24 protein-coding genes are annotated in these 26,067 nt (G+C 73.2%); 16 read left to right on the top strand and 8 right to left on the bottom strand.

Annotation, left to right across the window (positions count from 1 at the left end):
- Positions 1–2: 2 nt before the first annotated feature.
- The 4 genes from ACH4SI_RS29960 to ACH4SI_RS29975 form a co-directional block, all read right to left on the bottom strand.
- Positions 3–680, bottom strand: a complete 678-nt coding sequence (locus ACH4SI_RS29960; RefSeq protein ID WP_398301072.1) for a response regulator — start codon at positions 678–680, stop codon at positions 3–5.
- A complete protein-coding gene (locus tag ACH4SI_RS29965) occupies positions 677–1,915 on the bottom strand; it encodes a sensor histidine kinase (RefSeq protein WP_398301074.1) in 1,239 nt (412 codons plus the stop codon). The genes ACH4SI_RS29960 and ACH4SI_RS29965 overlap by 4 nt, the downstream gene beginning before the upstream one ends.
- Positions 1,916–2,049: 134 nt before the next feature.
- Positions 2,050–2,328 carry a hypothetical protein gene (locus tag ACH4SI_RS29970; protein WP_398301076.1) on the bottom strand — a complete coding sequence of 93 codons (279 nt, stop codon included), beginning with the start codon at positions 2,326–2,328 and terminating at the stop codon, positions 2,050–2,052.
- Positions 2,329–2,388: 60 nt separating this feature from the next.
- The gene (locus ACH4SI_RS29975) at positions 2,389–3,174 is read right to left on the bottom strand and encodes a PspA/IM30 family protein (RefSeq protein ID WP_398301078.1); all 786 of its coding nucleotides are present in this window, start codon (positions 3,172–3,174) and stop codon (positions 2,389–2,391) included.
- 288 nt (positions 3,175–3,462) lie between these two features.
- Here ACH4SI_RS29975 and ACH4SI_RS29980 point away from each other — a divergent pair, with 288 nt between their 5' ends.
- Together ACH4SI_RS29980 and ACH4SI_RS29985 are read left to right on the top strand one after the other, a co-directional pair.
- A complete protein-coding gene (locus ACH4SI_RS29980; RefSeq protein WP_398301080.1) occupies positions 3,463–4,059 on the top strand; it encodes a DUF3043 domain-containing protein in 597 nt (198 codons plus the stop codon).
- 80 nt (positions 4,060–4,139) lie between these two features.
- On the top strand, positions 4,140–4,856 hold the full coding sequence (locus ACH4SI_RS29985) for a class I SAM-dependent methyltransferase (protein WP_398301407.1): 717 nt from the start codon (positions 4,140–4,142) through the stop codon (positions 4,854–4,856).
- A 57-nt stretch (positions 4,857–4,913) separates the two neighbouring features.
- Here ACH4SI_RS29985 and ACH4SI_RS29990 read toward each other — a convergent pair whose 3' ends face one another.
- Positions 4,914–5,117, bottom strand: a complete 204-nt coding sequence (locus ACH4SI_RS29990; protein ID WP_398301082.1) for a hypothetical protein — start codon at positions 5,115–5,117, stop codon at positions 4,914–4,916.
- Positions 5,118–5,266: 149 nt separating this feature from the next.
- Between ACH4SI_RS29990 and ACH4SI_RS29995 the strand changes: the two genes are divergently transcribed.
- Both ACH4SI_RS29995 and cobT read left to right on the top strand, forming a co-directional pair.
- On the top strand, positions 5,267–6,481 hold the full coding sequence (locus tag ACH4SI_RS29995; RefSeq protein WP_398301084.1) for a bifunctional adenosylcobinamide kinase/adenosylcobinamide-phosphate guanylyltransferase: 1,215 nt from the start codon (positions 5,267–5,269) through the stop codon (positions 6,479–6,481).
- A gap of 566 nt (positions 6,482–7,047) precedes the next feature.
- Positions 7,048–8,124, top strand: coding sequence for a nicotinate-nucleotide--dimethylbenzimidazole phosphoribosyltransferase (gene cobT, locus ACH4SI_RS30000; RefSeq protein ID WP_398301410.1), 1,077 nt, complete (start codon positions 7,048–7,050; stop codon positions 8,122–8,124).
- A gap of 7 nt (positions 8,125–8,131) precedes the next feature.
- Here the strand turns inward: cobT and ACH4SI_RS30005 are convergent, their stop codons facing one another.
- Positions 8,132–8,875 (bottom strand): hypothetical protein, encoded by a 744-nt coding sequence (locus ACH4SI_RS30005; protein ID WP_398301086.1) that lies wholly within the window; start codon positions 8,873–8,875, stop codon positions 8,132–8,134.
- 34 nt (positions 8,876–8,909) lie between these two features.
- Between ACH4SI_RS30005 and ACH4SI_RS30010 the strand changes: the two genes are divergently transcribed.
- From ACH4SI_RS30010 to ACH4SI_RS30040, 7 genes are all read left to right on the top strand, one after another.
- Positions 8,910–9,821, top strand: a complete 912-nt coding sequence (locus ACH4SI_RS30010) for an adenosylcobinamide-GDP ribazoletransferase (protein WP_398301088.1) — start codon at positions 8,910–8,912, stop codon at positions 9,819–9,821.
- A gap of 112 nt (positions 9,822–9,933) precedes the next feature.
- A complete protein-coding gene (locus ACH4SI_RS30015) occupies positions 9,934–11,496 on the top strand; it encodes a leucyl aminopeptidase (RefSeq protein ID WP_398301090.1) in 1,563 nt (520 codons plus the stop codon).
- A 222-nt stretch (positions 11,497–11,718) separates the two neighbouring features.
- Complete coding sequence (lpdA, locus tag ACH4SI_RS30020) at positions 11,719–13,107, top strand: dihydrolipoyl dehydrogenase (protein ID WP_398301092.1); 1,389 nt, start codon at positions 11,719–11,721, stop codon at positions 13,105–13,107.
- Positions 13,108–13,161: 54 nt separating this feature from the next.
- Positions 13,162–14,922, top strand: a complete 1,761-nt coding sequence (gene sucB / locus ACH4SI_RS30025) for a 2-oxoglutarate dehydrogenase, E2 component, dihydrolipoamide succinyltransferase (RefSeq protein WP_398301094.1) — start codon at positions 13,162–13,164, stop codon at positions 14,920–14,922.
- 145 nt (positions 14,923–15,067) lie between these two features.
- On the top strand, positions 15,068–15,691 hold the full coding sequence (locus ACH4SI_RS30030; RefSeq protein WP_055551003.1) for a GntR family transcriptional regulator: 624 nt from the start codon (positions 15,068–15,070) through the stop codon (positions 15,689–15,691).
- A gap of 93 nt (positions 15,692–15,784) precedes the next feature.
- On the top strand, positions 15,785–18,460 hold the full coding sequence (aceE, locus tag ACH4SI_RS30035; RefSeq protein ID WP_398301097.1) for a pyruvate dehydrogenase (acetyl-transferring), homodimeric type: 2,676 nt from the start codon (positions 15,785–15,787) through the stop codon (positions 18,458–18,460).
- Positions 18,461–18,623: 163 nt separating this feature from the next.
- The gene (locus ACH4SI_RS30040) at positions 18,624–19,613 is read left to right on the top strand and encodes a helix-turn-helix transcriptional regulator (RefSeq protein WP_398301099.1); all 990 of its coding nucleotides are present in this window, start codon (positions 18,624–18,626) and stop codon (positions 19,611–19,613) included.
- Here ACH4SI_RS30040 and ACH4SI_RS30045 read toward each other — a convergent pair.
- Positions 19,604–20,551 carry an SDR family oxidoreductase gene (locus tag ACH4SI_RS30045; protein WP_398301101.1) on the bottom strand — a complete coding sequence of 316 codons (948 nt, stop codon included), beginning with the start codon at positions 20,549–20,551 and terminating at the stop codon, positions 19,604–19,606. The genes ACH4SI_RS30040 and ACH4SI_RS30045 overlap by 10 nt on opposite strands.
- A gap of 152 nt (positions 20,552–20,703) precedes the next feature.
- Here ACH4SI_RS30045 and ACH4SI_RS30050 point away from each other — a divergent pair, with 152 nt between their 5' ends.
- The gene (locus tag ACH4SI_RS30050) at positions 20,704–21,222 is read left to right on the top strand and encodes a DUF4240 domain-containing protein (protein WP_398301412.1); all 519 of its coding nucleotides are present in this window, start codon (positions 20,704–20,706) and stop codon (positions 21,220–21,222) included.
- Between the two features lie 22 nt (positions 21,223–21,244).
- On the opposite strand, the gene ACH4SI_RS30055 is transcribed toward ACH4SI_RS30050, so the two are convergent.
- A complete protein-coding gene (locus ACH4SI_RS30055; protein WP_398301103.1) occupies positions 21,245–21,775 on the bottom strand; it encodes a GNAT family N-acetyltransferase in 531 nt (176 codons plus the stop codon).
- Between the two features lie 68 nt (positions 21,776–21,843).
- Between ACH4SI_RS30055 and ACH4SI_RS30060 the strand changes: the two genes are divergently transcribed.
- From ACH4SI_RS30060 to ACH4SI_RS30075, 4 genes are all read left to right on the top strand, one after another.
- Positions 21,844–22,743, top strand: coding sequence for a TIGR01777 family oxidoreductase (locus ACH4SI_RS30060; protein WP_398301105.1), 900 nt, complete (start codon positions 21,844–21,846; stop codon positions 22,741–22,743).
- 152 nt (positions 22,744–22,895) lie between these two features.
- Positions 22,896–24,224: an NAD(P)/FAD-dependent oxidoreductase gene (locus ACH4SI_RS30065; RefSeq protein ID WP_398301107.1), complete on the top strand. Its 1,329-nt coding sequence runs from the start codon at positions 22,896–22,898 to the stop codon at positions 24,222–24,224.
- A 155-nt stretch (positions 24,225–24,379) separates the two neighbouring features.
- Entirely contained in the window at positions 24,380–25,198 is an 819-nt protein-coding gene (locus ACH4SI_RS30070; RefSeq protein WP_398301109.1) for a nucleotidyltransferase domain-containing protein, read from the top strand.
- Between the two features lie 10 nt (positions 25,199–25,208).
- Positions 25,209–25,964 (top strand): ArsR/SmtB family transcription factor, encoded by a 756-nt coding sequence (locus tag ACH4SI_RS30075; protein ID WP_398301111.1) that lies wholly within the window; start codon positions 25,209–25,211, stop codon positions 25,962–25,964.
- The last annotated feature ends 103 nt before the right edge of the window (positions 25,965–26,067 follow it).

A 26,067-nucleotide genomic window follows, 5' to 3' on the forward strand; every position in this document is an offset into this window, starting at 1 on the left:
GGTCACGCCCCCGGGCGGACCAGGCCCGTTTCGTACGCGATGACCACCAGCTGGGCCCGGTCCCGGGCGCCCAGCTTCGCCATCGCCCGGTTGACGTGCGTCTTCACGGTCAGCGGACTGACCTCCAGGCGGCCGGCGATCTCGTCGTTGGAGTGGCCGCCCGCGACCTGGACCAGGACCTCGCGCTCGCGGCCCGTGAGGGCGTCCAGGCGGGCGGCGTCGTACGCGGCGTCACCGGAGCCCGGGGCGCCCTGGGCCAGGAAGCGGGCGATCAGGCCCTTGGTGGCGGCCGGGGAGAGCAGCGCCTCGCCCGCGGCCGCGATGCGGATGGCGGAGAGGAGTTCGCCGGGCTCGGCGCCCTTGCCGAGGAAGCCGCTCGCACCGGCCCGCAGCGAGTCCACCACGTACTCGTCGACCTCGAAGGTGGTCAGCATGACCACCCGGACGTCGGCGAGCCGTGGATCCTCGCTGATCATGCGGGTGGCGGCGAGTCCGTCCGTACCGGGCATGCGGATGTCCATCAGCACCACGTCGGCGCCCTTGGCCCGCACGATCTCGACCGCCTCCGCGCCATCCGACGCCTCCCCCACCACCTCCATGTCGGGCTCCGAGTCGACCAGCACCCGGAACGCGCTGCGCAGCAGCGTCTGGTCGTCGGCGAGCAACACCTTGATCGTCATGAATCCCCTCCCCTGCGGGTCTGCAGGGGAAGTGTCGCCCGTACCTGGAAGCCGCCCTCGGGGCGGGGGCCCGCTTCGCAGGTGCCCCGCAGCGCGGCGACCCGTTCGCGCATGCCCAGCAGCCCGTGCCCGCCGCCGACGTCGACGGACGGGGGCCCGACGCCGTCGTCCGCCACCGTGATCTCCAGCGCGCCTTCGGTGCGGACGATGCGGACCTCGGCCTTGACCTCGGGCCCGGCGTGCTTGTGCACATTGGTCAGCGCCTCCTGGACGACCCGGTACGCGGTGAGGTCCACCGAACCGGCGAGCGTCCCGATGCCGTCCCGCGGGTGCGATTCGACCTCGACCCGCATCCCGGCCCGTACGAAGCCGTCCACCAGCTGGTCGAGGACGCCGAGGCCCGGCGCGGGCTCGGTGGGGGCGGCGGGGTCGCCGTACTGCCGCAGCAGGCCGACGGTGGCGCGCAGTTCGTCCAGCGCCGAGCGGCTGGCCTGGCGTACGTGCTCGAGCGCCTCCTTGGCCTGGTCCGGGCGGTTGTCCATCACGTGCGAGGCGACCCCGGCCTGGACGTTGACCAGCGCGATGTGGTGCGCGACGACGTCGTGCAGCTCGCGGGCGATCCGCAGCCGCTCCTCGGCGACCCGGCGCCGGGCCTCCTCCTCGCGGGTGCGCTCGGCGCGCTCGGCCCGCTCCTCGATCGCGGCGATGTAGGCCCGTCGGCTGCGGACGGCGTCGCCCACGGCGGCGGCGAGCCCGGTCCAGGCGAAGATGCCCCAGTTCTCCTGCGCGTACCAGGGGGTGAGCCCGAACAGCATCCCGGTGCCGGTGAGCAGCGCGGCCGTGGCGGCGCCGATCCGCCAGGTGGTGTGCCGGTCGGTACGCGCGGCGACGGTGTAGAGCGCGACCACGACCCCGAACACGATCGAGGTGCGCGGCGGCCCCTGGTCGTTGGTGACGATCTCGATGACGCTGATCGCGCAGGTGAACGCCAGCACCGCGCGCGGCAGCTCGCGGCGCAGCACGAGCGACGCCGAGGAGAGGGTGGCCAGCAGCCCGAAGAAGACACCTATGGGCTGGTGGTGGTCGCGCAGATGCGGGTTGGACACCGCGCCGATGAGGATCAGGGCGAGGCAGCCGAGCGCCACGAGGGTGTCCAGGGCGCGTGGATGGGCGGCCAGCCAGCGGTGCGGACGGGCCAGGCCCGGCCCGACGGCGAGGGGAGTCACGGGATCCAACGGTAAACGCCGCGCCGATCCGCTCCGGCGGCGTCCTGCCCACGCCCTCCGTACGGCAGCGCCGGAATCCGCCGTGACCTGGGCTGTGACCTGCGGTGTGACCTGGGAGGAAGCACGGTCTGCGGGCACGGTGCTCAGCCCGGGATGAGGCCGTCGTCCTTGAGCATCGCCTTGACTTCCTCAAGGGTCGCGTCCGGGGCGGGCAGGATCAGCCCCGACGGCTCCAGGGCGTCGGCGGGCAGCGGCTCGCCCGCCGAGCGCACCGCGTCGAGGAGCGCGCCGAGGGTGCGCCGGAAGCCGTCGTGGTCACCGCTCTCGATGGCGGCGAGCAGATCGTCGTCCAGCTTGTTGAGTCCGGGCAGATGGCTGTCGTCCACCCGCATCTGCCCCTCCCCCATGATGCGTACGATCATGACGACCTCCTTGGGACGCCGGAGACGGGACGCCGGAGACCACGCCCGGGCGGGGGGCGGCTACTGCTTGTCGAACTTGTGCTGGTTCGGCGACTGCTGTCCCTGGTCCTGGCGGCCGCCCTCGATCGCCTGCTGCGAGCTTCCGCCGGCCAGCTCGGCCTTCATCCGCTGCAACTCCAGCTCGACGTCCGTACCGCCCGAGAGCCGGTCCAGCTCGGCCGCGATGTCGTCCTTGGCCATCCCGGACTGGTCGTCGAGCGCACCGGAGGCCAGCAGCTCGTCGATCGCGCCCGCGCGGGCCTGGAGCTGCGCCGTCTTGTCCTCGGCGCGCTGGATCGCCATGCCGACGTCGCCCATCTCCTCGGAGATGCCGGAGAACGCCTCGCCGATCCGGGTCTGCGCCTGGGCCGCGGTGTAGGTGGCCTTGATGGTCTCCTTGCGGGTGCGGAACGCGTCGACCTTGGCCTGCAGCCGCTGCGCGGCCAGGGTGAGCTTCTCCTCCTCGCCCTGCAGCGTCTGGTGCTGCGTCTCCAGGTCGGTGACCTGCTGCTGCAGCGCGGCGCGGCGGGACAGCGCCTCGCGCGCCAGGTCCTCCCGGCCGAGCGCGAGCGCCTTGCGGCCCTGGTCCTCCAGCTTGGCGGACTGGCCCTGCAGCTGGTTCAGCTGAAGCTCCAGGCGCTTGCGGGAAGTGGCCACGTCGGCCACGCCGCGCCGGACCTTCTGCAGCAGCTCCAGCTGCTTCTGGTACGAGTAGTCAAGGGTCTCGCGCGGGTCCTCGGCCCGGTCCAGGGCCTTGTTGGCCTTCGCGCGGAAGATCATCCCCATACGCTTCATGACACCGCTCATGGGCCTCGCGCGCCCCCTTCTGACGGACTTGTGGCACCAGCACACCCAACAGACCCAGCCTACGGGCCCTGCTTCCATTACCGCACTGTTCCGCCCGTCCCGCGCTCCTCCTGCAGAACGATCGCGATCCGGGCGCCTCCGGCGCAGGGATGAGCACGACCACTCCCGCAACCCCGGTCACTCTGCCCGACTTGTCCCGGTTATCCGTGGTTCCCGGCGGAAAGCGGTTGCCCGATCTTTCCCCCTGACGCTGGGGCACACACCCGTGAACCCGTACCCTTGGGCTTTGTGTTCCGAAGCCGTTCCAAGGATGAGCAGGCCGCCACCGCCAAGGTGACAGCGGGCCAGCCGCAGCAGCCCAGAGACCCCCAGGCGCCCAAGGGCCGCCCCACGCCCAAGCGCAGCGCGTCCCAGTCGCAGCGCCGCAGCCTGGCCAATACGCCGACCACCCGCAAGGACGCCGCCAAGCGTCAGCGGGAGGCCCGCCGCTCCGACCTGGCGCGCCAGCGCGAGGCATTGGCGGGCGGTGACGAGCGCTACCTCCCGGCCCGCGACAAGGGCCCGGTGCGCCGGTTCGCCCGCGACTTCGTGGACTCGCGGTTCGTCATCGCCGAGTTCTTCCTGCCGCTCGCCGTGCTGATCATGGTGCTCAGCATGATCCAGGCCGGGGCCATGCAGAGCTACGTGCTGCTGCTGTGGATGGTCGTCATTGTGCTGATCGTCCTGAACTCGTTCGTCCTCGCCTTCCAGCTCAAGCGGCAGCTGCGCCAGAAGTTCCCGGACGGGAACCTGAAGGGCGCCGTCGCGTACGCCCTCATGCGCACCCTCCAGATGCGCCGGCTGCGCCTTCCCAAGCCGCAGGTCAAGCGCGGAGAGCGGCCCTGAGCGGGACCTCCGGCTTCGCCGGTGGGGCGGCCGGCTGGCTCGGCGGCCTCGGAAGCTTACGGAACACGGTCCGCCAGGCCCTGGTCGCCCATCAGCTCGATGAGCAGATCACCTCGCGGTTCCGGTTCGACCAGCGGCTGAAGGTCCTCGACGTCGGCCCCGGCCAGGGCACCCAGGCCCTGCGATTAGCCCGCGCGGGCCATGAGGTGACGGGCCTCGAATCCGATCCGGCGATGCTGGAGGCGGCCCGTGCCGCCCTGGCCGACGAGCCCGAGGGCATCCGGCAGCGGGTGCGACTGCTGGAGGGCGACGGCCGCGACGCCGGGGCGCACTTCCTGCCCGGCGCCTTCGACGTGGTGCTGTGCCACGGCGTGCTCATGTACGTGGCCGAACCGGACCCGCTGCTCGCCGGCCTGGCCCGGGTCCTCGCCCCCGGCGGGCTGCTCTCGCTCCTGGTACGCAACGCCGACGCCCTCGCGATGCGGCCGGGGCTGGCCGGTGACTGGACCACCGCGCTCAGCTCGTTCGACTCCCCGGCGTACATCAACCGCCTCGGGCTCCAGGTGCGCGCCGACCGGCGCGAGGAGCTGACCACCACGCTCACCGCGATCGGGGCGCCGCTGCACGCCTGGTACGGGGTGCGGGTCTTCACCGACCAGGCACCCGACACCGCCGAGCCCCCGCCGTCCCCCGAGTGGGACCGCCTGCTGACCGCCGAGGAGCGGGCCGGGCGCACCGACCCGTACCGCTCGGTGGCCGCGCTGCTGCACCTGTGCGGTGTGCGCGGCGGAGGCTGACGGACCGGCGGCGCCGTCAGGCGCCGCCGCCCCCCTGTCCCTGCCTTTGTTGATCGGCTACTCCGCGCGCAGGCTCATCGGGCCGTAGATCTCCGTACCGTCCTCGAAGAGCGTGACCTGTTCCGCCCCGCCCTCCAGGAGCGCCTTCCACTCCTCACCGATCCACGACTCCGCGTCCCCCTGGGTCGGGAACTCCTCGGGCTGCACCGCGGGCTCCGTCTCCGTCCCGTCGGACTTCTCGAACCGCCACGTCCAGGCCATGTCCGCCTCCTCCATCCCACCGGTCGACACGTGATATCTGCCCGCAGCCTAGGCGACTGATCACTCCGTACGGCTCCGAACGGATCGGTACGCCTCCGCAGAGGGTGACCCGGCGCGCCCGGCCCGCGGGGACGCGAGACGATCGGGGCGTGGAACTGACACTTCTGGGCACCGGGGCCCCCGACGGACTGCCCCGCCACGGCTGCCCCTGCGCGGCCTGCGCGACCGCCGTCGGCGACGAGGCGCGGGCGGCGACGGCACTTCTGATCGACGGCGCGCTGCTCCTCGACCTCACCCCCGGCGCCGCCTTCGCGGCGGCGCGGGCCGGGTACTCGCTGGTCGGGGTGCGGCAGGTGCTGCTGTCCCATCCCCACGCGGGCCCCGCCGTCGAGTTCCCGGCCGGGCTTCCCGCCCCGGGGCGGGTGCCGGACGGGCGCGAGCTGTCCCTGATCAGCGGGCACCGGGTGCGGGCGGTGGCGCTGGACTCGCCCGGTACGGGGTACGAGGTGACCGGCCCCGACGGCACCCGCCTGCTGTACCTGCCCCCGGGCGGCGCCCCGTCCGGGCTGGCGCCCGGCCCGTCTTCGGGCACCGCCGAGCCGTACGACATGGTGGTGCTCGACGTACTCGGCCGCCCGGACGCGCTGGCCCGGCTGCGGTCGTCCGGCGCCGTGGGGGCCACCACCGATGTCGTGGCCGCCCACCTCGACCACACCGTGCCGCCGGGGCCCGAAATGCACCGCCGCCTCGCCACGGCGGGCGCGCGGACCGTGCCGGACGGCAAGACGCTGATCGTCGGCGAGTACCACGAGGTGCCGGACCTGCCGCGGCGCACCCTCGTGCTGGGCGGGGCGCGGTCCGGCAAGTCCCTCGAAGCGGAACGACGGCTGGCCGCCTTCCCCGACGTGCTGTACGTGGCGACCGGCGGCACCCGGGACGGCGACCGCGAGTGGGCCGCCCGCATCGCAGCCCACCGCGACCGGCGGCCCGGCTCGTGGCGTACCGCCGAGACCTGCGACCTGGTGCCGCTGCTGGCGGAGGGCGGCTCTCCGCTGCTGATCGACTGTCTGGCGCTGTGGCTCACCGACGCGATGGACTCGGTGGACGCCTGGGACGACGAGAAGTGGGCCCACGGCGGTGAACGCGCCCTCCACGAACGGGTGGCCCGTCTCGTCGCGGCCGTGCGGTCGACGGAGCGGACGGTGGTGGCGGTGAGCAACGAAGTCGGCGCCGGGGTGGTCCCCGCGACGGCGGCGGGGCGTCGCTTCCGCGACGAACTGGGGCGGCTGAACGCGGCGTTCGCGGGCGAGTGCGAGCAGGTACTGCTGGTGGTGGCGGGCCAGCCCCTGCCCCTGCGCGGCTGAGGCCGGGGGCTTTCCCCCACCCCGCCCCTTCCCGAAACTGGGGGACACCCCCAGCCCCCCTCTCTCGGGGGCTCCGCCCCCGCACCCCCGCTCCTCAATCGCCGGAGGGGCTGGGTGTCAGGGGCATCTCCGCCCCCGCCCCGAACAGGCCGGAGGTGGGGCGCCTCCGCCCCCCGCCCCGAACAGGCTGCAGGTGGGGCGCCTCCGCCCCCGTTCTCGGCCCGCTGACGCCGTACGGGCTGCGCCTCCGCCCCGGGGTGGTCCCCGCGTATCAGCCGGCGCCGGGGGCCGGGGCTCCGGATTCGGGAACCCCAGGCCGCTGACTCCCGACCCCCGGAGGCGGCACCCCAACCACCGCCCTGCGGCGGGCATGCGGCGTAGCCGCAGGGGGGCCGGGGGTGTCCCCCGGATCCGGGAAGGGGCGGGTCGGGGACAAAACCTCGGCCCAAGCGCGCCCGCACGGCGTCGGAGCCGACGGGGGCCGAGGGCGTCCCCCGGTGCCCGATCCATGGGGCGCGGCGTCCCAACACCGCATGGCCGGTAGGGTTCACGCCGTGAGCAGTGGCCTGAATCTCGATGACTTCGTCGACCTGATCGAGCGCCCCGACGGGGGCATCCGACGTGACGCCGAGGAGCGGCGGGAGCGGCTGGTGCCGCCCCCCGGCGCGCTCGGGCGGCTGGACGAGCTGGGCGAGTGGCTGGCCGCCGCCCAGCAGCAGGTGCCCGTGAAGCCCATCGAGCGGCCCCGGGCGGTGCTGTTCGCGGGCGACCACGGCATCGCGGAACTCGGCGTCTCCGCCCGCCCCGCGGGAAGCGCCCACCGGCTCGTCCGCGCCGTGATCGACGGCGAGAGCAGCGTCGCGGTGCTGGCCCGCCGCTTCGCGGTGCCCGTCCGCGTCGTCGACATGGCCCTGGACTGCGACCCCGCCGAGCTGCCCGGAGAGGTCACCCGGCACCGGGTGCGCCGTGGTTCGGGGCGGCTCGACATCGAGGACACGCTGACCGCCGAGGAGGCCGAGCAGGCGTTCCGTACCGGCATGGCCATCGCCGACGAGGAGGCCGACGCGGGTACGGACCTCCTCGTGCTGGGCGACCTCAGCGTGGGCGGCACCACCGCCGCGGCCACGCTGACCGCCGCACTGTGCGGCACGGACGCGTCCGTGGTGACCGGGCGCGGCGGGGCCGGGATCGACGATCTGGCGTGGATGCGCAAGTGCGCGGCGATCCGTGACGGGCTGCGCCGGGCCCGCCCGGTCCTCGGCGACCAGCTCCAACTGCTGGCCACGGTCGGCGGCGCGGACCTCACCGCGATCACCGGCTTTCTGCTCCAGAGCGCGGTGCGCCGCACGCCCGTGATCCTGGACGGCGTCGTCTCGGCGGCGTGTGCCCTGGTCGCCCAGCGGGTGGCGTTCCGTGCGCCGGACTGGTGGCTGGCGGGCCAGGCCAGCGGCGAACCCGCGCAGGAGAAGGCGCTGGACCGGATCGCGCTCACCCCGCTGCTCGACCACGGCGTCACGGTGGGCGAGGGTGCCGGGGCGCTGCTGGCGCTGCCGCTGGTCCAGGCGGCCGCGGCGCTCGCGGGAGAGCTGCCGGAGCGCGCGGAGGAGCAAACGGAGCAGAGCGAGCAGGCCGAAGACGCCTGACAGGGGATCAGGTCGGTGGCTCGGAGAAACCGCCGATCCAGTCCTGGGCCCGCCGCCGCACCCCGTCCCAGCGGGCGTCGTGGCGGGCCGCCCGGCGGTCCGCCCGGGCCGCGGCCCGGGGCCGGTGGCGGTAGACGCGGCGCGCCCACGGCGAACCGGGGCGCGCCAGCCGTACCGCGCCGACGATCGCCACCAGCGGGACCAGCACCCCGATCACCGCGATCCGCAACTTGCCCTTGACCAGGGCCAGCAGGGCGAAGGCGAAGTTGACGGAGACCTCCGCGACCACCGCCCCGCGGTCACTGCGCTCGGCGGCCGACACCTCGTTCACCCCGAACGGCAGGAAGCCGCTGAGCACCAGGGCGGCCAGGGCCGCGGTGACCACGACGACCTCGACGCTCTGTCTGCCCTGCTCGGTCCAGTAGACGTCGTGCAGGTGGAGGATCAGCGCGAACTCGTCCAGCACCAGCCCCGCGCCCACCCCGAAGAGCACCGCCGAGATCGCCGCCCCGGCTCCGTGCCGTGCGCTCGCGACCGCGCCGAAGCCGCCGATGACGGTCAGGATCACGCCGGGCACCACATGGTGAACGTGCGTCCCGCCGGAGGTGACGTCGTGGAACGGGCCCCTGCCCGCCCTGATGAGCCGGGTGATGGTGCGCGTGATCACGAACGAGAGGATGAACGAGGCCAGCGCGAGGAGCAGCGGCAGCTTGCCGGGCTCGACGATGTTGCGTTCCCACCAATGGCCCATGGCCCGTCAGGGTCGCGCGATACCCTGCGGCGCGATGGACACCACGCCGGAGCAGTCCCCCGACCGCCAGCCGGACCCGGACCCGGAGCAGCAACCGGAACCGGAACCGGAGATATCGCCGAGCCCGAGCCCCGGCGCGGAGATACCGCCGCGTCCGGCGCACCCCCCGCGCGCCTCCCTGGACGACGGCCTCCGCTTCGCCTTCGGCACGCTCACGGCGCTGCCCGTACAGGTGGCGCGCTGGGATCGCGAGGCGGCGCGCGTCGGCATGCTGTGCGCCCTGCCGGTCGGGCTGACGGTCGGGCTGTGCGCGGCAGCGATGGGCGGTGTGCTGCTGTTCCTCGGCGCCGGGCCGCTGCTCGCGGCGGTCGCCTCCGTCGCCGTCCCCGCCGTACTGACCCGCGGCCTCCACCTCGACGGGCTCGCGGACACCGCGGACGGCCTCGGGAGCGGCAAGCCCGCGGACGAGGCGCTGCGGATCATGAAGCGGTCGGACATCGGCCCGTTCGGCGTCATCACCCTGCTGTTCGTGCTGCTCGCGCAGGTGGCGGCGCTGGCCGAGCTGTACGGGGAGAGCTGGACGCGCGGCGCGGTGGCCGCCGCCGCGGCGGGGCTCGTCGCCCGGTGCGCCCTGACGCTCGCGGCCCGCCAGGGGATGCCCGCGGCGCGGCCGGAGGGGCTGGGCGCCGCGGTCGCGGGGGTGGTGCCGCCACGGGCCGCCGTCGGCGCTGCCGCGCTGGCCGTCGTCGCTTGCGCGGGGGCGGGCGCGCTCGTGGATGTGTACGCCATGCCGATGCACGGGCTGGCGGCGCTGGCCGGGCTCGCGGCCGCCGATCTGCTGTCCCGCCACTGCGTGCGCCGCTTCGACGGGGTGACGGGTGACGTCTTCGGCGCTCTCGCCGAAACCGCCGCCACGGCGGCCCTGCTGGTGCTGACCTTCGGCTGACGAGTCCGGTCGGCTCGGGCCCGAAAGGCACCGCGAGCCCTCAAATAAGCTGGGCCTGCGGCTGGCCAACCGATGTCGGCCGGCGAACTACCGGAAGAGGGACCCGACCACTGTGACTGCACTGACTCTCAGCACCTCCTCCGCCGCGGCGCTGCGCGCGGATGCCCTTGTCGTCGGCGTGGCGAAGGGGGCCGAGGGGCCCGTCATCGCCCCGGGCGCCGAGGCCGTGGACAAGGCGTTCGGCGGGAAGCTCGCCACCATTCTGGAGACGCTCGGCGCGACCGGCGCCGAGGGTGAGGTGACCAAGCTGCCCGCCGCCTCCGGGCTCAAGGCCCCGGTCGTGCTGGCGGTCGGCCTGGGCAAGGCCCCCGCGAAGGGCGACGGTTTCGACGCCGAGGCGCTGCGCCGCGCGGCGGGCGCGGCCGCCCGGGCGCTGGCGGGGTCGAAGAAGGGCGCGTTCGCGCTGCCGGTCGAGGACGCGGCGGCCGCGGCCGCGGTCGCCGAGGGCGCGCTGCTGGGCGCGTACGCGTACGACAAGACCAATGGCAACGGCGCCAAGAGCAACGCCAAGGGCAGCAAGGACAAGGACAAGGGCGAGAAGGACAAGAAGGACAACGGTCCGCTCGCCGAGGTGGCGCTGCTCGGCGCCAAGCCGCGCGACAAGGCGTACAAGGCGGCGGCCGAGCGCGCCACGGCGCTGATCGCCGAGGTCAACCGGGCCCGCGACCTGATCAACACGCCGTCCAACGTGCTCGACCCGGCCTCGTTCGCGGCGGCCGCCGTGACCGCGGCCAAGGAGCACGGTCTGAAGACCGAGGTGCTGGACGAGAAGGCCCTCGCGAAGGGCGGCTACGGCGGCATCCTGGGCGTGGGCCAGGGCTCGGACGCCCCGCCGCGGCTGGTGCGCATCGCGTACACCCACCCCAAGGCGGAGAAGACCCTGGCGCTGGTCGGCAAGGGCATCACGTACGACTCGGGCGGCATCTCGCTGAAGCCTGCCGGCCACAACGAGACCATGAAGTGCGACATGAGCGGCGCGGCCGCGGTGTTCGCCGCGGTGGTGGCGGCGGCCAAGCTGGGGCTGCGGGTCAACGTCACCGGCTGGCTGGCGCTGGCCGAGAACATGCCGTCCGGTTCGGCGACCCGCCCCGGCGATGTGCTGTCGATGTACAGCGGCAAGACGGTCGAGGTGCTGAACACCGACGCCGAGGGGCGGCTGGTGCTCGCCGACGCGCTGACCCGCGCGTGCGAGGAGAAGCCGGACGCGATCGTGGACGTGGCGACGCTGACCGGTGCGATGGTGCTGGCGCTGGGCAACCGCACGTTCGGGATCATGGCGAACGACGACGCGTTCCGCACCACGCTGCACGAGATCGCGGAGGAGGTGGGCGAGGCGTCCTGGCCGATGCCGCTGCCCGCCGACCTCCGCAAGGGCATCGACTCCCCGGTCGCCGACCTGGCGAACATGGGCGAGCGCATGGGTGGCGGTCTGGTGGCCGGTATCTTCCTGAAGGAGTTCGTCGAGGACGGCATCGTCTGGGGTCACCTGGACATCGCGGGTCCCGCCTTCAACGAATCCGGGCCGTTCGGCTACACGCCCAAGGGCGGCACGGGGTCCGCGGTCCGCACCCTGGTGCGGCTGGCGGAGCGCACCGCCGACGGGGATCTAGGCTGAGCGGGAGACCCCATAACGGGTACTGCCGAGTAACCCCTGGGCCCGGGTCCAGAGATTTCTCACACAGCGGCCCCGCGTCCCGCCTCCCGTCAACAAGTGCGAAGATGTTGCCCGGCAGGACAGGGCCCCCACACCAGGGCTGCGAGCAAGAAGCGGCCGAACAACCGCCGCCGCCCGGCCACCCACGGCCGGCCCGGCGCACCCATGCATGGAGGACGTGACGTGGCGAACGACGCCAGCACCGTTTTCGACCTAGTGATCCTCGGAGGCGGTAGCGGCGGTTACGCCGCTGCCCTGCGCGGAGCGCAGCTGGGTCTGGACGTCGCCCTGATCGAGAAGGACAAGCTGGGCGGCACCTGTCTGCACCGCGGCTGCATCCCCACGAAGGCTCTGCTGCACGCCGGTGAACTCGCCGACCAGGCTCGTGAGGGCTCGGAATTCGGCGTGAAGACCACCTTCGAGGGCATCGACATCGATGGTGTGCACAAGTACAAGGACGGCGTGGTCTCGGGCCTCTACAAGGGTCTGCAGGGTCTGATCGCGTCGCGCAAGGTCACCTATGTGACGGGCGAGGGCCGGCTGTCCTCCCCGACCTCCGTCGATGTGAACGGCGAGCGCTACACCGGCCGCCACATCCTGCTCGCCACCGGTTCGGTGCCGAAGTCCCTCCCCGGCCTGGAGATCGACGGCGAGCGCGTCATCTCCTCGGACCACGCGCTGGTCCTGGACCGCGTCCCGAAGTCCGCGATCGTGCTGGGCGGCGGCGTCATCGGCGTCGAGTTCGCCTCCGCGTGGAAGTCCTTCGGGGCCGACGTCACCATCGTCGAGGCGCTTCCCCACCTCGTTCCGGTCGAGGACGAGAGCAGCTCCAAGCTCCTGGAGCGCGCCTTCCGCAAGCGCGGCATCAACTTCTCCCTCGGCTCCCGATTCTCGGGCGTCGAGAACACCGCCGACGGTGTCAAGGTCTCGCTGGAGAACGGCAAGACCTTCGAGGCCGAGGTGCTGCTCGTGGCCGTCGGCCGCGGCCCGGTCTCGCAGGGCCTGGGCTACGAGGAGGCCGGGGTCGCCATGGACCGCGGCTACGTCCTGGTCGACGAGTACATGCAGACCAACGTCCCGACCATCTCCGCCGTCGGTGACCTGGTCCCCACGCTTCAGCTCGCTCACGTCGGCTTCGCCGAGGGCATGCTGGTGGCCGAGCGGCTGGCCGGCCAGAACCCCGTTCCTGTCGACTACGACGGCGTGCCCCGGGTGACGTACTGCCACCCCGAGGTCGCCTCCGTCGGCATCACCGAGGCCAAGGCCAAGGAGCTGTACGGTGCGGACAAGGTCGTCGCCCTGAAGTACAACCTCGCGGGCAACGGCAAGAGCAAGATCCTCAAGACCACGGGCGAGATCAAGCTCGTCCAGGTCCGCGACGGTGCTGTCGTCGGCGTCCACATGGTCGGTGACCGTATGGGCGAACAGGTCGGCGAAGCTCAGCTGATCTACAACTGGGAGGCGCTGCCGGCCGAGGTCGCGCAGCTCGTCCACGCCCACCCCACTCAGAACGAGGCGCTCGGCGAGGCCCACCTGGCGCTTGCCGGCAAGCCGCTGCACTCCCACGACTAGTAGTCCGAGCGCGCGACCCATTCCGCACAGATCGTTAAGGAGCAACCGAACACCATGGCGGTATCCGTAACCCTGCCGGCGCTCGGCGAGAGCGTGACCGAGGGCACCGTCACCCGCTGGCTCAAGGCCGAAGGTGAGCGCGTCGAGGCCGACGAGCCGCTGCTCGAGGTCTCGACCGACAAGGTCGACACCGAGATCCCGGCGCCCAGCGCCGGTGTGCTGACGTCCATCAAGGTGGCCGAGGACGAGACGGTCGAGGTCGGCGCCGAGCTGGCCGTCATCGACGACGGCGAGGGCGCCCCCGCGGAGGCCCCCGCCCCGGCTGCCGAGCCCGCTCCGGCGGCCCAGCCCGAGCCCGAGGCCGCTCCGGCCCCCGCCGCGGAGGCTCCGGCCCCGGCCGCTGCCCCCGCCGGCGGTGCCGAGGGCACCGACGTCGTCCTGCCCGCGCTGGGCGAGTCGGTGACCGAGGGCACCGTGACCCGGTGGCTCAAGGAGGTCGGCGAGTCGGTCGAGGCCGACGAGCCGCTGCTCGAGGTCTCCACCGACAAGGTCGACACCGAGATCCCCGCCCCGACCGCCGGCACCCTGCTGGAGATCCTGGTCGGCGAGGACGAGACCGCCGAGGTCGGCGCCAAGCTCGCCGTGATCGGTGCCGCGGGTGCCGCTCCGGCCGCCGCGCCCGCCGAAGCCCCGGCCGCCCCCGCCCCGGCTCCCGAGCCGGTGAAGGAGGAGGCCCCGGCCCCGCAGGCCCCGAGCGCCCCGGCGCCGCAGGCCGCCACCCCGGAGCCGGTCGCTCCGGAGCCGGCCCCGGCCGCTCCGGCGCCCGCCCCGGCCCCGGCCGCCAAGCCGTCCATCCCGGCTCCGGCCTCCCCCGAGGCCGAGGGCGCGTACGTCACCCCGCTGGTGCGCAAGCTCGCCGCGGAGAACGGCGTGGACCTGGGCACCGTCAAGGGCACCGGCGTCGGCGGCCGCATCCGCAAGCAGGACGTCATCGCCGCCGCCGAGGCCGCCAAGGCCGCGGCCCAGGCCCAGGCCCAGGCCCAGGCGCCGGCTCCGGCCGCCGCCGCGCCGAAGGCCAAGCAGGAGGTCTCCCCCCTGCGCGGCCAGACCATCAAGATGCCGCGGATGCGCAAGGTCATCGGCGACAACATGATGAAGGCCCTGCACGGCCAGGCCCAGCTGACCAGCGTGGTCGAGGTGGACGTCACCAAGATCATGCGGCTGCGTGCCCAGGCCAAGGAGGCGTTCGCCCAGCGTGAGGGCGTCAAGCTCTCGCCGATGCCGTTCTTCGTGAAGGCCGCCGTCCAGGCGCTGAAGGCCCACCCGGCCGTCAACGCCCGGATCAACGACGACGACACGATCACGTACTTCGACGTGGAGAACATCGGCATCGCGGTGGACGCCGAGAAGGGCCTGATGACCCCGGTCATCAAGAACGCCGGCGACCTCAACATCGCGGGCATCTCCAAGAAGACGGCGGAGCTTGCGGGCAAGGTCCGCTCCAGCAAGATCACCCCGGACGACATGTCCGGCGCCACCTTCACGATCAGCAACACCGGCTCGCGCGGTGCGCTGTTCGACACGATCATCGTGCCCCCGAACCAGGTCGCCATCCTGGGCATCGGCGCGACCGTCAAGCGTCCGGTGGTCATCAACCACCCGGACCTGGGCGAGACCATCGCGGTGCGCGACATGACGTACGTGGCGCTCTCCTACGACCACCGCCTGGTGGACGGCGCCGACGCGGCCCGCTACCTGACCGCGGTCAAGGAGATCCTGGAGGCCGGCGAGTTCGAGGTCGAGCTCGGCCTCTGAGCCCCTTACGGCAGACGGCCGCGCCCCGCACGGGCTTCCGTGCGGGGCGCGGCCCTTTGTCGTGTCTTCCCGGCTACGGACCGCGATGGTTCCGGTACCTGGATAATGACTTCCGTTCACCTCTGGTTCCGAAGGAGCGCTCCTTATGATCCCGCCCGTCGTCCACTCGCTGCGCGAGCAGATCCGCGAGCACATCGTGGAGGGGATCGTCAGCGGGCGCTGGAAGCCGGGCGAGCGGATCGTGGAGCGGCGGATCGCGACCGAGCTGGAGGTCAGCCAGACGCCCGTACGGGAGGCGCTGCGGGAGCTGGAGACGCTGCGCCTGATCGAGTCGGCTCCGAACAAGGGCGTCCGGGTGCGGAATCTGACCGCCGCCGACCTGGAGGAGATCTATCCGGTGCGGGCCGGTCTGGAGCAGATCGCCGCCGAGCTGGCGGCGCCCCGGCTGGCCGAGGACACCTCGGCGCTGGAGCCCGAGGTGCGGGCACTGTACGAGGCGGACCGCAGGGCCGACGGCGAGGCCCAGGTGCGGCACACCGTGGCCTTCCACCGGGAGCTGGTGCGGGCGTCGGGCAACAGCGTGCTGCTGCACACCTGGGAGTCGCTGGGCATCGAGATCTGGACGACGCTGTCGATCCGCTGGCTCGGCACCGTGCAGCAGTCGTACGCCGAGGAGCACCAAGCCGTGGTGGACGCGTTCCGGCGACGGGATCCGCGAGTGGGTGAACTGGTCAAAGCGCACGTCCTCGGATGTGCACCGCGTGCCTGATTTCAAGGCACGGAATGCCAATTTCGCCGTACGGACAAGTTTTTCCCTTCACCTACTTTGATCGATCATCGATCAGAACTTACAGTCGACCGCATGACCGATCTCGCAAGCACGCAGCCGAGTGCGCTCGACCAGTTCCCCGACCGGGACCCCGAGGAGACCGCTGAGTGGGGCGCCTCGCTCGCGGCCGTCACCCAGGCCGCCGGCCCGCATCGCGCCTCGTACCTGATGCGCCGCACCCTGGAGCGCGCCGAGGGCGCCGGACTGTCGCTGCCGCCGCTGCTGGAGTCGGACTACGTCAACACCATCCCGACCGCCGCGGAGCCCGCGTTCCCCGGTGACGAGGCCATGGAGCGCCGGATCACCGCCTGGAACCGGTGGAACGCGGCGGCGATGGTCACCCGCGGCAGCGCGGACGGCCTCGGCGGCCACATCGCCACCTTCGCCTCGGCAGCCTGGCTCTACGAGACGGGCTTCCAGCACTTCTTCCACGGCAAGGAGGCCGACGGCAGCGGCGACCAGCTCTACATCCAGGGCCACGCCTCCCCCGGCATCTACGCCCGCGCCTTCCTCGACGGCCGGCTGACCGAAGCGCACCTGGACCACTTCCGCCGTGAGGCGGGCGGCGAGGGCCTGCCCTCCTATCCGCATCCGCGCCGGATGCCGTGGCTGTGGGAGTTCCCCACCGTCTCGATGGGTATCGGCCCGATCTCCGCGATCTACCAGGCCCGCTTCAACCGCTACCTCGCCGCCCGCGGCATCAAGGACACCGCCGACTCCCACGTATGGGCCTTCCTCGGCGACGGCGAGATGGACGAGCCGGAGTCGACCGCCGCCCTCGCCCTCGCCGGGCGCGAGGGCCTGGACAACCTCACGTTCGTCATCAACTGCAACCTCCAGCGCCTCGACGGCCCGGTGCGCGCCAACTTCAAGATCGTGCAGGAGCTGGAGGCCCAGTTCCGCGCGGCCGGGTGGAACGTCGTCAAGTCGCTGTGGGGCTCCGCCTGGGACGAGCTTTTCGCGCTGGACACCTCCGGTGCGCTGGCGCGCCGGCTGCGCGAGGTCCCCGACGGCCAGTTCCAGACGTACGCGACCCGCGACGCCGCCTACATCCGCGAGCACTTCTTCGGCGCCGACCCGGCCCTCGCGCAGCTGGCGAAGACGCTGTCCGACGCCAAGCTGGCCGAGTGTTTCCACACCTCCCGCGCGGGCCACGAGCCGCGCAAGGTGTACGCGGCCTACCGCGCGGCGATGGAGCACAAGGGCGCCCCGACGGTCGTCCTCGCGCAGACCGTCAAGGGGTACACGCTCGGCCCCGGCTTCGAGTCGCGCAACGCCAACCACCAGATGAAGAAGCTGACGGGCAAGGAGTTCCGCGCCATGCGCGACCTCCTGGAGCTGCCCATCCCGGACAGCAAGCTGGACGACAGCCTCGTCCCGTACGCCCACCCCGGCCAGGACTCCCCCGAGGTCCGCTACCTCCAGGAGCGCCGCGCCGAACTCGGCGGCCCCGCCCCGGCCCGCAAGGTCCACCCGGTGGCCCTGCCCGAGCCCTCCGCCAAGCCGTTCGAGACCCTGGCCAAGGGCTCCGGCAGCCAGGAGATCGCCACGACCATGGCCTTCGTGCGCCTGGTCAAGGACCTGATGCGGGACAAGGAGACCGGCCGCCGCTGGGTGCCGATCGTGCCCGACGAGGCCCGTACGTTCGGCATGGAGTCGCTCTTCCCGACCGCCGGGATCTACTCCCCGCTCGGCCAGACCTACGACCCGGTCGACCGCGATCAGCTCCTGTACTACAAGGAGGCCGAGAACGGTCAGATCCTCAACGAGGGGATCACCGAGGCCGGTTCGATGGCCGACTTCACCGCCGCCGCCACGTCGTACGCGACGCACGGCGAGCCGATGATCCCCTTCTACATCTTCTACTCGATGTTCGGCTGGCAGCGCACCGCCGACCAGATGTGGGCGCTCGCCGACCAGCTCGGCCGCGGCTTCCTGATCGGCGCCACCGCCGGCCGCACCACCATGACCGGTGAGGGCCTGCAGCACGCCGACGGCCACTCGCACCTGATCGCCTCCACCAACCCGGCGGCGCTCGCGTACGACCCGGCGTTCGCGTACGAGGTCGGCGTGATCGTGCGGGACGGGCTGCGGCGGATGTACGGCCCGCAGGCCGAGGACGTCTTCTACTACCTCACGGTCTACAACGAGACCAAGGTGCAGCCGCCGATGCCGCAGGCGGAGGGCGTCGAGGAAGGCATCGTCAAGGGTCTCTACCGCTTCCAGGAGGCCGAGGCGCCCGCCGCCGACGCCCCCCGGATCCAGCTCCTCGCCTCCGGCACCGCCATCCACTGGGTGCTGGAGGCCCAGAAACTGCTCGCCGACGACTGGGGCGTGGCCGCCGACGTGTGGTCCGCCACCTCCTGGAGCGAGCTGCGCCGCGATGCCCTGTCCTGTGACGCGGCGCAGCTCAACGGCGAAGACCGGGTCCCGTACGTCACCCGTGCCCTGGCAGGCGCACCGGGCCCGGTCCTCGCGGTCAGCGACTGGATGCGGGCGGTACCGGACCAGATCAGCCAGTGGGTCGAGCAGGACTGGTACTCGCTCGGCACCGACGGTTTCGGCCTCTCCGACACCCGCGACGCGGCCCGCCGCCACTTCGGCGTGGACGTCCCGTCGATCGTGGTCGCCGCGCTGGCCCGGCTCGCCAAGCAGGGCGCGGTCAAGAGCACGGCCCCCAAGGAAGCCGCAGAGCGCTACGGCCTCTGAGCGTCCGAGACGCACCGCCGCCCGTACGGCGCCTCGTGCCCCGGCTCCCGGTTCCCCACAGGGGAGCCGGGTTCCCGGGGTCCGGGGCCTGCCCCGGTTGAGGGAAGGGGCGGGGTGGGGGCAAAACCTCCGGCGGCACCATGCGTCACGGCATGATGGGGCGGTGCGCGCCGCCCGGCTGATCAAAATGGTGCTTCTGCTGCAGACTCGGTCCTCGATGACGGGGGCCGAGCTGGCGCGTGAGCTGGAGGTCTCGGAGCGCACGGTGACGCGGGACGCCGCCGCGCTCTCCGAGGCCGGGGTTCCGGTCTACGCGGACCGCGGCCGGGCCGGCGGCTACCGGCTCATCGGCGGCTACCGCACCCGGCTGACCGGCCTCGGCCGCACCGAGGCCGAGGCGCTGTTCCTGTCCGGGGTGCCGTCCGCGCTGCGCGAGATGGGGCTCGCCGACGCCGCCTCCGCCGCCCGGCTGAAGGTCTCCGCCGCGCTCCTGCCCGAGCTGCGCGACGCCTCCCACACGGTGGCCCAGCGCTTCCACCTCGACGCCCCGGGGTGGTGGCAGGAGCCGCAGACGCCCTCGCTGCTGCCGGACGTCGCCGACGCGGTGTGGGACGACCGGCGGCTCGCGGTCCGCTACCGCCGCCGGGACACGGAGGTGGACCGCGAGCTGGAGCCGTACGGGCTCGTCCTCAAGGCGGGCGTCTGGTACCTGGCGGCCCGCGTCGGTGTCTCCGGAGGCTCCCAGGGCGACTTCCGGGTCTACCGGGTGGACCGTCTCGCCACGGTCGGGCCCGCGCCCGGCGAGGGGCGTTTCCGGCGCGACGAGACGTTCGACCTGCCCGCCTTCTGGGAGGAGCGGGCGGCGCAGTTCGCGCGCTCGATCCTCCGCGAGGAGATCACGGTGCGCCTCACCCCCGAGGGCGCCCGCGGCCTGCCGTACGCCACGGACCGTACGGCGGGCGAGGAGGCCGTACGGTCCGCCGGGGAGCCGGACGGGGAGAGGCGGATCACCGTCACCCTGCCCGTGGAGTCGGCCGAGGTCGCGTACGCCCAGCTCCTCGCCCTGGGCCCGGAGGTGGAGGTGCTGTCGCCGCCGGAGCTGCGCGAGCGGTTCGCTGCGGCGGCTCGGCGGCTGAGAGACCTCTACCGGTAGTCGGCGGCCGTGCCCTCCTTGCCGCCGAAGACGACGTCACGGAAGTACCCGAAGGCGTCCGGCCGGGAGCCGTCGAGGTCGGTGAAGCCGTAGACCTTGGCCAGATCGCCACTGAAGACGGACTTCCCGCTCCACCGCGCCCGGTCCGGGTCGGCGGCGAGCGCGGCGACGGCCCGTCCGACGAAGTACGGCGTCTCGGCGATGGCGAAGTGCGGCTCCTTCTCCACCGCGTCCCGCCAGTTCTCCTCGGTCACCCCGAAGTGGTCCAGCATCTGTTCGGAGCGCAGGAAGCCCGGGGAGACGCACACGGCCGTGCCGTCGAACTCCTTCAGCTCCTCCGCGAGGCCGAAGGCCGTGCGGATGGGGGCGTTCTTGGCGAGGTCGAAGAAGAGGTTCTCCCGGTAGGTCTTGTTGAACTCCTCGTTGCCGTCGGTCACCTCGATCACCAGGCCGCCCGGGTTACGGATCAGCAGTGGCAGCGCGTAGTAGTGGGTGATCAGGTGGGTCTCGACGCCGAGCCGGAGCATCCGCAGGCCCCCGGCCAGGTCGTTCTCCCAGGTCTTCTTGCCGAACACGATCAGGTGCTCGCCGCCCCAGACGTCGTTGACCAGGACGTCCAGCCGCCCCTGCTCGCGGTCGATGCGCCCGATGAGCGCCCGCACCTGCTCCGGCTCCAGGTGATCCGTCGGCACCGCGATCCCCTCGCCGCCCGCCGCCGTGACCAGTTCCGCGGTCTCCTCGATGGTCTCCGTCGCCCGCCCGACCTCGCTGACCCGGTCCCGGGTGGTGCGCCCCGTCGCGTAGACGGTGGCGCCCGCCGCGCCCAGCTCGACGGCCATCGCCCGGCCCGCGCCGCGCGTCGCGCCGGCGACGAGCGCCACCTTGCCCGCCAGTGGCCCCTGCGTGCCCTGTGTGCCCCGCGTGCCCTGTGTGCTCACGTATGTGTGTCCTCTCCGTGGAGCCGCCATCAGTGACGCGTTCGACGATCGCAAGGAAACCCGACACCTTCTGTCGGATATAACAAGAGGGCCGCATCTGGGTCGCTCCGCGTGCGGGGGTGGGCGCGAGGGCCGATCCTGGTCCCGTGATGATGGACGAGACGGAGTTCTGGGGGCTGGTCGACAGCGCTCGGGAGGCTGCCGAGGGCGACCCCGAGGACCAGTCCGACCTGCTCGTCGAGCAGCTGTCACAGCTCGACCCCGACTCCGTGCTGGACTTCGCCCGGCACTTCGAGGCCCGCGCCAACCGGGCGTACCGCTGGGATCTGTGGGGCGCCGCCTGGGTGCTGCTGGGCGGCGTCAGCGATGACGCCTTCGAGGCGTTCCGCTACTGGCTGATCGGCCAGGGCCGGGACGTCTTCGAGGGCGCGCTGCACGACCCCGACGCCCTGGCCGAACTGCTCGACGACTTCGACGACCAGGTGGACGGCGACTGCGAGGACCTGGGGTTCGCGGCGGACGAGGCGTACGAGCAGCTCACCGGCGCGGTGCTGCCCGAGCTGGAGCTTCCGGGGCGGCCGGACGAGCCGGCCGGCGCGACGGTCGACCTCGAGGACGACGAGGCGCTGGCGGCGCGCTACCCCCGGCTCTGGGCGCGCTTCCGCGGCTGACCTTCGTCAGGGCGTCAGGGCGTCAGGGCGTGAGGGCGCGTCCCATCAGCACATCGTCCACGTAGGCGCCGTCCAGCAGGAACTCCCCCGGCAGGACGCCCTCCACCACGAACCCCTCCGACTCGTAGAGCCGCCGCGCCGGGAGGTTGTGGCCGAGCACCCGCAGGGTGACCCGGCTGGCGCCCTGCCGCAGTGCCTCCTCGTACGCCGCGTTCAGCAGCGCCCGCGCGACGCCCCGGCCGCGCGCCCACGGGTCCACCGCGAGCCCCTGTATCTGGCGGACGTGCGCGTTGCTGGCCAGCTGCGTCGGCGGGACGAGCCGCACATAGCCGACGGGTCTCCCCTCCAGCTCGGCCACCGTGACGTGCACGGGGCGGTTGCGGTGGGTGAAGAAGGCGTCGTACGGCGGCTCCGGGGCCGGCAGTACGGAGTGCAGCGTGGACCAGGTACGGCGCTCCAGGGCGACCAGCGCATGCTCGTCGTCGAGCACCGCGCGCCGGATGAGCGGCGCGGGCAGGGCTGACGGCTGGGGCGGGGCGGAGGGCTCGGACATGCTTGTCACTGTGCCACGCGCTCCTCGGCATCCGACATCCCCCGGAAGATCGGGGGCAGGATGGGTCCATGCGCATCGCGGTCACCGGTTCCACCGGGCTCATCGGGACGGCCCTCGTCCACTCCCTGAAGCGGGACGGCCACCAGGTCGTGCGCCTGGTGCGGCGAACTCCCCGCGAGGAGGCGGAAGTCGAGTGGGATCCGCACCGGCAGTGGGTCGACACCGCGGGGCTGACGGGGTGTGAGGCCGTCGTCCACCTCGCGGGCGCGGGCATCGGCGAGCACCGCTGGACCGAGGCGTACAAGAAGGAGCTGCGGGACAGCCGGGTGCTGGGCACGGCCGCCATCGCCGAGGCGGTGGCCTCCCTGGACACCCCGCCGCGGGTGCTGGTCAGTGGAAGCGCGGTCGGGTTCTACGGGGACACGGGGGAGCGCGCGGTCGATGAGAGCGCGCCCCCTGGGCACGGTTTCCTCCCGGACCTGTGCCAGGACTGGGAGGAGGCGACCGCCGCGGCGCAGGAGGCGGACGTGCGCACGGTGTTCATCCGCAGCGGTCTGGTGATCGCACCCGAGGGCGGGGCGTGGGGGCGGCTGTTCCCGCTGTTCAAGGCGGGCCTCGGCGGGCGGATGGGCAACGGCCGGCAGTACTGGAGCTTCATCGCCCTGCACGACCACATCGCCGCGCTGCGCCACATCCTGAACACGGCGGACCTCAGCGGCCCCGTCAACCTCACCAGCCCCTCCCCCGTGACCAACCGTGAGATCACCGAGGCCATGGGCCGGGTGCTGCGCCGTCCCACGCTCCTCCATGTGCCCGCCCCGGCCCTGCGGATCGCCCTGGGCGAGATGTCCACCGACATCCTCGGCAGCGTGCGGGCCCTCCCCCGCAAGCTGCTGGACTCGGGCTTCTCCTTCACCTACCCGCATGTCGACGAGGCTCTGAAGTCGGCGGTGGGCGGACGGCGCTGACGGATCACCGAGAGGTCACACATAGGCAGTAGCCGATCGGCGTGCGACCGTTGTGCGCCCGTGCTCGGTCGATGCGCGTCTGTCATCGACCGTTTTTGCCCTTACCGTCGTGACCGTTCCGATCCGCTCCATCCCGAACCCGGGGAGGGCACGTGCCTCAGCGCGCGCACCGCACGGACGTCGTCATCGTGGGAGCCGGACTCGCGGGGCTGGCCGCCGCCCAGTTGCTGACCGGCGCGGGGATGGAGGTCACCGTCCTGGAGGCCGCGCCCCGGGTCGGCGGCCGCATGACCACCGATACCGTCGACGGCTTCCGGCTGGACCGCACCGGGCAGCTGGTGAACACCTCCTTCCCCGAACTGCGGCATACCCCGGGCCTCGACACCCTCGCCCTGCGCCCCTTCTCGCAGGGGGTGCTGGTGCACGGCGACGGCCGTACGCAGCGGATCGGCACGCCCCGCGGCCCCCGGAGCACAAGGGGCGCACTCACCACGGCGCGCGCTCTCGCGAACGCCGCCCGCGCGCCCCTGGGCGGCGGACTCGATCAGGCCCGACTCGGTGCCGCGCTCGGCAGGCTCGCCGCCCTGCCCGCGGACCGCCTCCTCGCCCGCCCCGACCGGCCGGTCCACGAGACCCTGGCGGGGCGGGGCCTACCCGCTCGTACCGTCGAGAGCGTGCTGCGCCCGCTTCTCGTCTCGCTGCTGAGCGACCCGGGCCTGAACACGTCCAGCCGCTGCGCCGACCTGGTGCTGCGCGGCTACGCCCGCGGCCGGCTGTGCCTCCCGGCGGGCGGCGCCGCCACCGTCCCCGAGCTGCTGGCCGCCACGCTGCCGCCGGGGACCGTCCGCACCGGCGTACGGGCCACCTCGGCCGCCACCACCGCCGTGACCACCGCCGGACACGGCGAGATCCGCTGCCGCGCGGTGCTGGTGGCCACCGGGGCGCACGACGCCGCCGAACTCCTCCCCGGGCTGCGGCTGCCCGCCTTCCACCCGGTCACCGTGCTGCACCACACCGCCGACCGGCCGCCCCTGCGCGAACCCGCCCTGATCCTCACCGCGGGCGGCCAGGGCCCCGTCGCCCACACCACGGTCGCCAGCGAGGTCGACCCCTCACGCGCCCCATCCGGCCGGGTGCTGATCACCTCCACCGTGCTGGGCGCCGCCGCGGGCCTGCCGACCGCCGAACTCGACCGGCGGGCCAGGGCCCAGCTCGCCACGGTCTACGGCACCTCCACCGCCGACTGGCAGCTGCTGGCCGCCCACCACGACCCGCACGCCGTACCCGCCATGCCCGCACCCCACGACCTGCGCCGCCCGGTGCGCCTGCTGTCCGGGCTGTACGTATGCGGCGACCACCGCGACGCCAGCACCGTGCAGGGCGCCCTCGTCTCCGGCCGCCGCGCCGCCCGCGCCGTACTCCAGGACTTCGGCGCCACCCCCGGCTCCGACACCCCCGCCCTCCCCGCCGCGGCGGCCTGACCACGCCGTCCCCCAGGATCCGCGTCCACTAAGATCCGTGTCATGAGGCGATGATCCCGGCGCACCGATCCACATGACGCCGTCCGAGCCGCGCGCTCCGGCGTCCGTCCCGTGCGCCCGCATGGCCGTCATCCACCGCGCACGATCGGATCCTCATGACCGACATCCTCATGACCGACGACGACACCTTCCTCGACCACACCGCAGACCGGCTCGCCGCGCTGCCCGCCGTGCACGCCGTCACCCTCGGCGGCTCGCGCGCCCAGCACACCCACACCCCCGACAGCGACTGGGACCTGGCCCTCTACTACCGGGGCGGCTTCGACCCGGCCGATCTGCGCGCGGCCGCCCGCGCGGCCGACTGGGAGGGCGAGGTCTCCGGCATCGGCGAGTGGGGCGGGGGCGTCTTCAACGGCGGCGCCTGGCTCACCGTCGACGGACGGCACGTCGACGTCCACTACCGCGACCTCGACGTCGTCGAGCACGAACTCGCCGAGGCCCGGCAGGGCCGCTTCCACTGGGAACCGCTCCTCTTCCACCGCGCGGGCATCCCCAGCTACCTCGTCGTCGCCGAACTCGCCGTCAACCAGGTGCTCCGCGGCACCCTGCCCCGGCCCGCGTACCCGGAGGCGCTGCGCGCGGCGGCTCCGTCGTTCTGGCGGGACCGGGCCACCCTGACGCTCGCGTACGCCAAGGGCTCGTACGCGCGGCGCGCCCAGGTCACCGAGGTCGCGGGCGCGCTGGCCACCGCCGCCATGCAGACCGCCCACGCGGTGCTGGCGGCACGCGGCGAGTGGGTCACCAACGAGAAGCGGCTCCTGCGGCGGGCGGGCTTGGGGCCCCTCGACACGATCACGGCCGGGCTGCGGCCGGAGCCCGAGGCCCTGGCGCGGGCGATCGCCGAGGCGGAGGAGGTGTTCGAGGCCGTTACGGACACCCACACTTCGCCGGGCGCCGAAGCGAGCACGTCCTAGGGTGGTCCTCATGACCACTGCTCCCGCCCGCGACGCGGACATCGCCCGCGCCGCCACCGCCCTCGCGGACGCCTCCCGCGCCCGGATCCTGCTGGCGCTGGCGGACGGGCGGGCGCTGCCCGCGAGCGCGCTGGCCACCGAGGCGGGGGTGAGCGCCTCCACGGTGAGCGGGCATCTGGCGAAGCTGTTGGAGGCCGGTGTCGTACGCGTCGAACGGCAGGGGCGGCACCGCTACTACCGGCTGGCCGGTCCCGCCGTCGGCGAGGCCATCGAGGCGCTGGCGAGGATCGCGCCGCCGCTGCCCGTCACCTCGCTGCGGGCGTCCACCCACGCCCACGCCCTGCGCCGGGCCCGCACCTGCTACGACCATGTCGCGGGCGGCCTGGGCGTGGCGCTGATGGGCGCCCTGCTGGAACGCGGCGTGCTGACCGGCGGCGACGGACGCCACCACCCGGAGACGGCCGACCGCGACCGGCTGTCCGCCCCCGGCAACGACACCCCGTACCGGCTGACCGACCGGGGGCGGGCCGAGCTGGCCGCGTTCGGCGTGGACGCGGACCGCCTCCACGGCCGCCGCCCCCTGATCCGCTACTGCGTGGACTGGACCGAACAGCGCCACCACCTGGCAGGCGCCCTGGGCGCCGCGATCACCGACCGGCTCTTCGAGCTGGACTGGATCCGCCGGGGAACGCGGCGCCGGGCGATCGATGTGACGGAGCGGGGCAGGGCGGGCCTGGCCCGCACGTTCGGGGTGAGTGCGGGTTAGGAGGTATCCGCAGGCCGCGTCGGGTCAGCCCGCGGCGCCGGGGCCGCATCCCGGCGATGGCCGGGGGCGTATGCCATCGCAAGGCGGGGGTCGTCCTCGCGGG

Origin of the sequence: Streptomyces sp. NPDC021212, assembly GCF_044332925.1 — a bacterium.
GTDB lineage: Bacteria > Actinomycetota > Actinomycetes > Streptomycetales > Streptomycetaceae > Streptomyces.

Excerpts from the sequence above, each read along its gene's own strand:
- ACH4SI_RS29970 (WP_398301076.1), bottom strand. The coding sequence starts at position 2,328 with ATGATCGTACGCATCATGGGGGAGGGGCAGATGCGGGTGGACGACAGC.
- aceE (WP_398301097.1), top strand. The coding sequence starts at position 15,785 with ATGACCGATCTCGCAAGCACGCAGCCGAGTGCGCTCGACCAGTTCCCC.
- ACH4SI_RS30010 (WP_398301088.1), top strand. The coding sequence starts at position 8,910 with ATGGACACCACGCCGGAGCAGTCCCCCGACCGCCAGCCGGACCCGGAC.
- ACH4SI_RS30075 (WP_398301111.1), top strand. The coding sequence starts at position 25,209 with ATGACCACTGCTCCCGCCCGCGACGCGGACATCGCCCGCGCCGCCACC.
- sucB (WP_398301094.1), top strand. The coding sequence starts at position 13,162 with ATGGCGGTATCCGTAACCCTGCCGGCGCTCGGCGAGAGCGTGACCGAG.
- ACH4SI_RS30005 (WP_398301086.1), bottom strand. The coding sequence starts at position 8,875 with ATGGGCCATTGGTGGGAACGCAACATCGTCGAGCCCGGCAAGCTGCCG.
- ACH4SI_RS30050 (WP_398301412.1), top strand. The coding sequence starts at position 20,704 with ATGGACGAGACGGAGTTCTGGGGGCTGGTCGACAGCGCTCGGGAGGCT.
- ACH4SI_RS30030 (WP_055551003.1), top strand. The coding sequence starts at position 15,068 with ATGATCCCGCCCGTCGTCCACTCGCTGCGCGAGCAGATCCGCGAGCAC.
- ACH4SI_RS29975 (WP_398301078.1), bottom strand. The coding sequence starts at position 3,174 with ATGAGCGGTGTCATGAAGCGTATGGGGATGATCTTCCGCGCGAAGGCC.
- ACH4SI_RS29990 (WP_398301082.1), bottom strand. The coding sequence starts at position 5,117 with ATGGCCTGGACGTGGCGGTTCGAGAAGTCCGACGGGACGGAGACGGAG.
- ACH4SI_RS30070 (WP_398301109.1), top strand. The coding sequence starts at position 24,380 with ATGACCGACATCCTCATGACCGACGACGACACCTTCCTCGACCACACC.
- ACH4SI_RS30055 (WP_398301103.1), bottom strand. The coding sequence starts at position 21,775 with ATGTCCGAGCCCTCCGCCCCGCCCCAGCCGTCAGCCCTGCCCGCGCCG.
- ACH4SI_RS29960 (WP_398301072.1), bottom strand. The coding sequence starts at position 680 with ATGACGATCAAGGTGTTGCTCGCCGACGACCAGACGCTGCTGCGCAGC.
- ACH4SI_RS30060 (WP_398301105.1), top strand. The coding sequence starts at position 21,844 with ATGCGCATCGCGGTCACCGGTTCCACCGGGCTCATCGGGACGGCCCTC.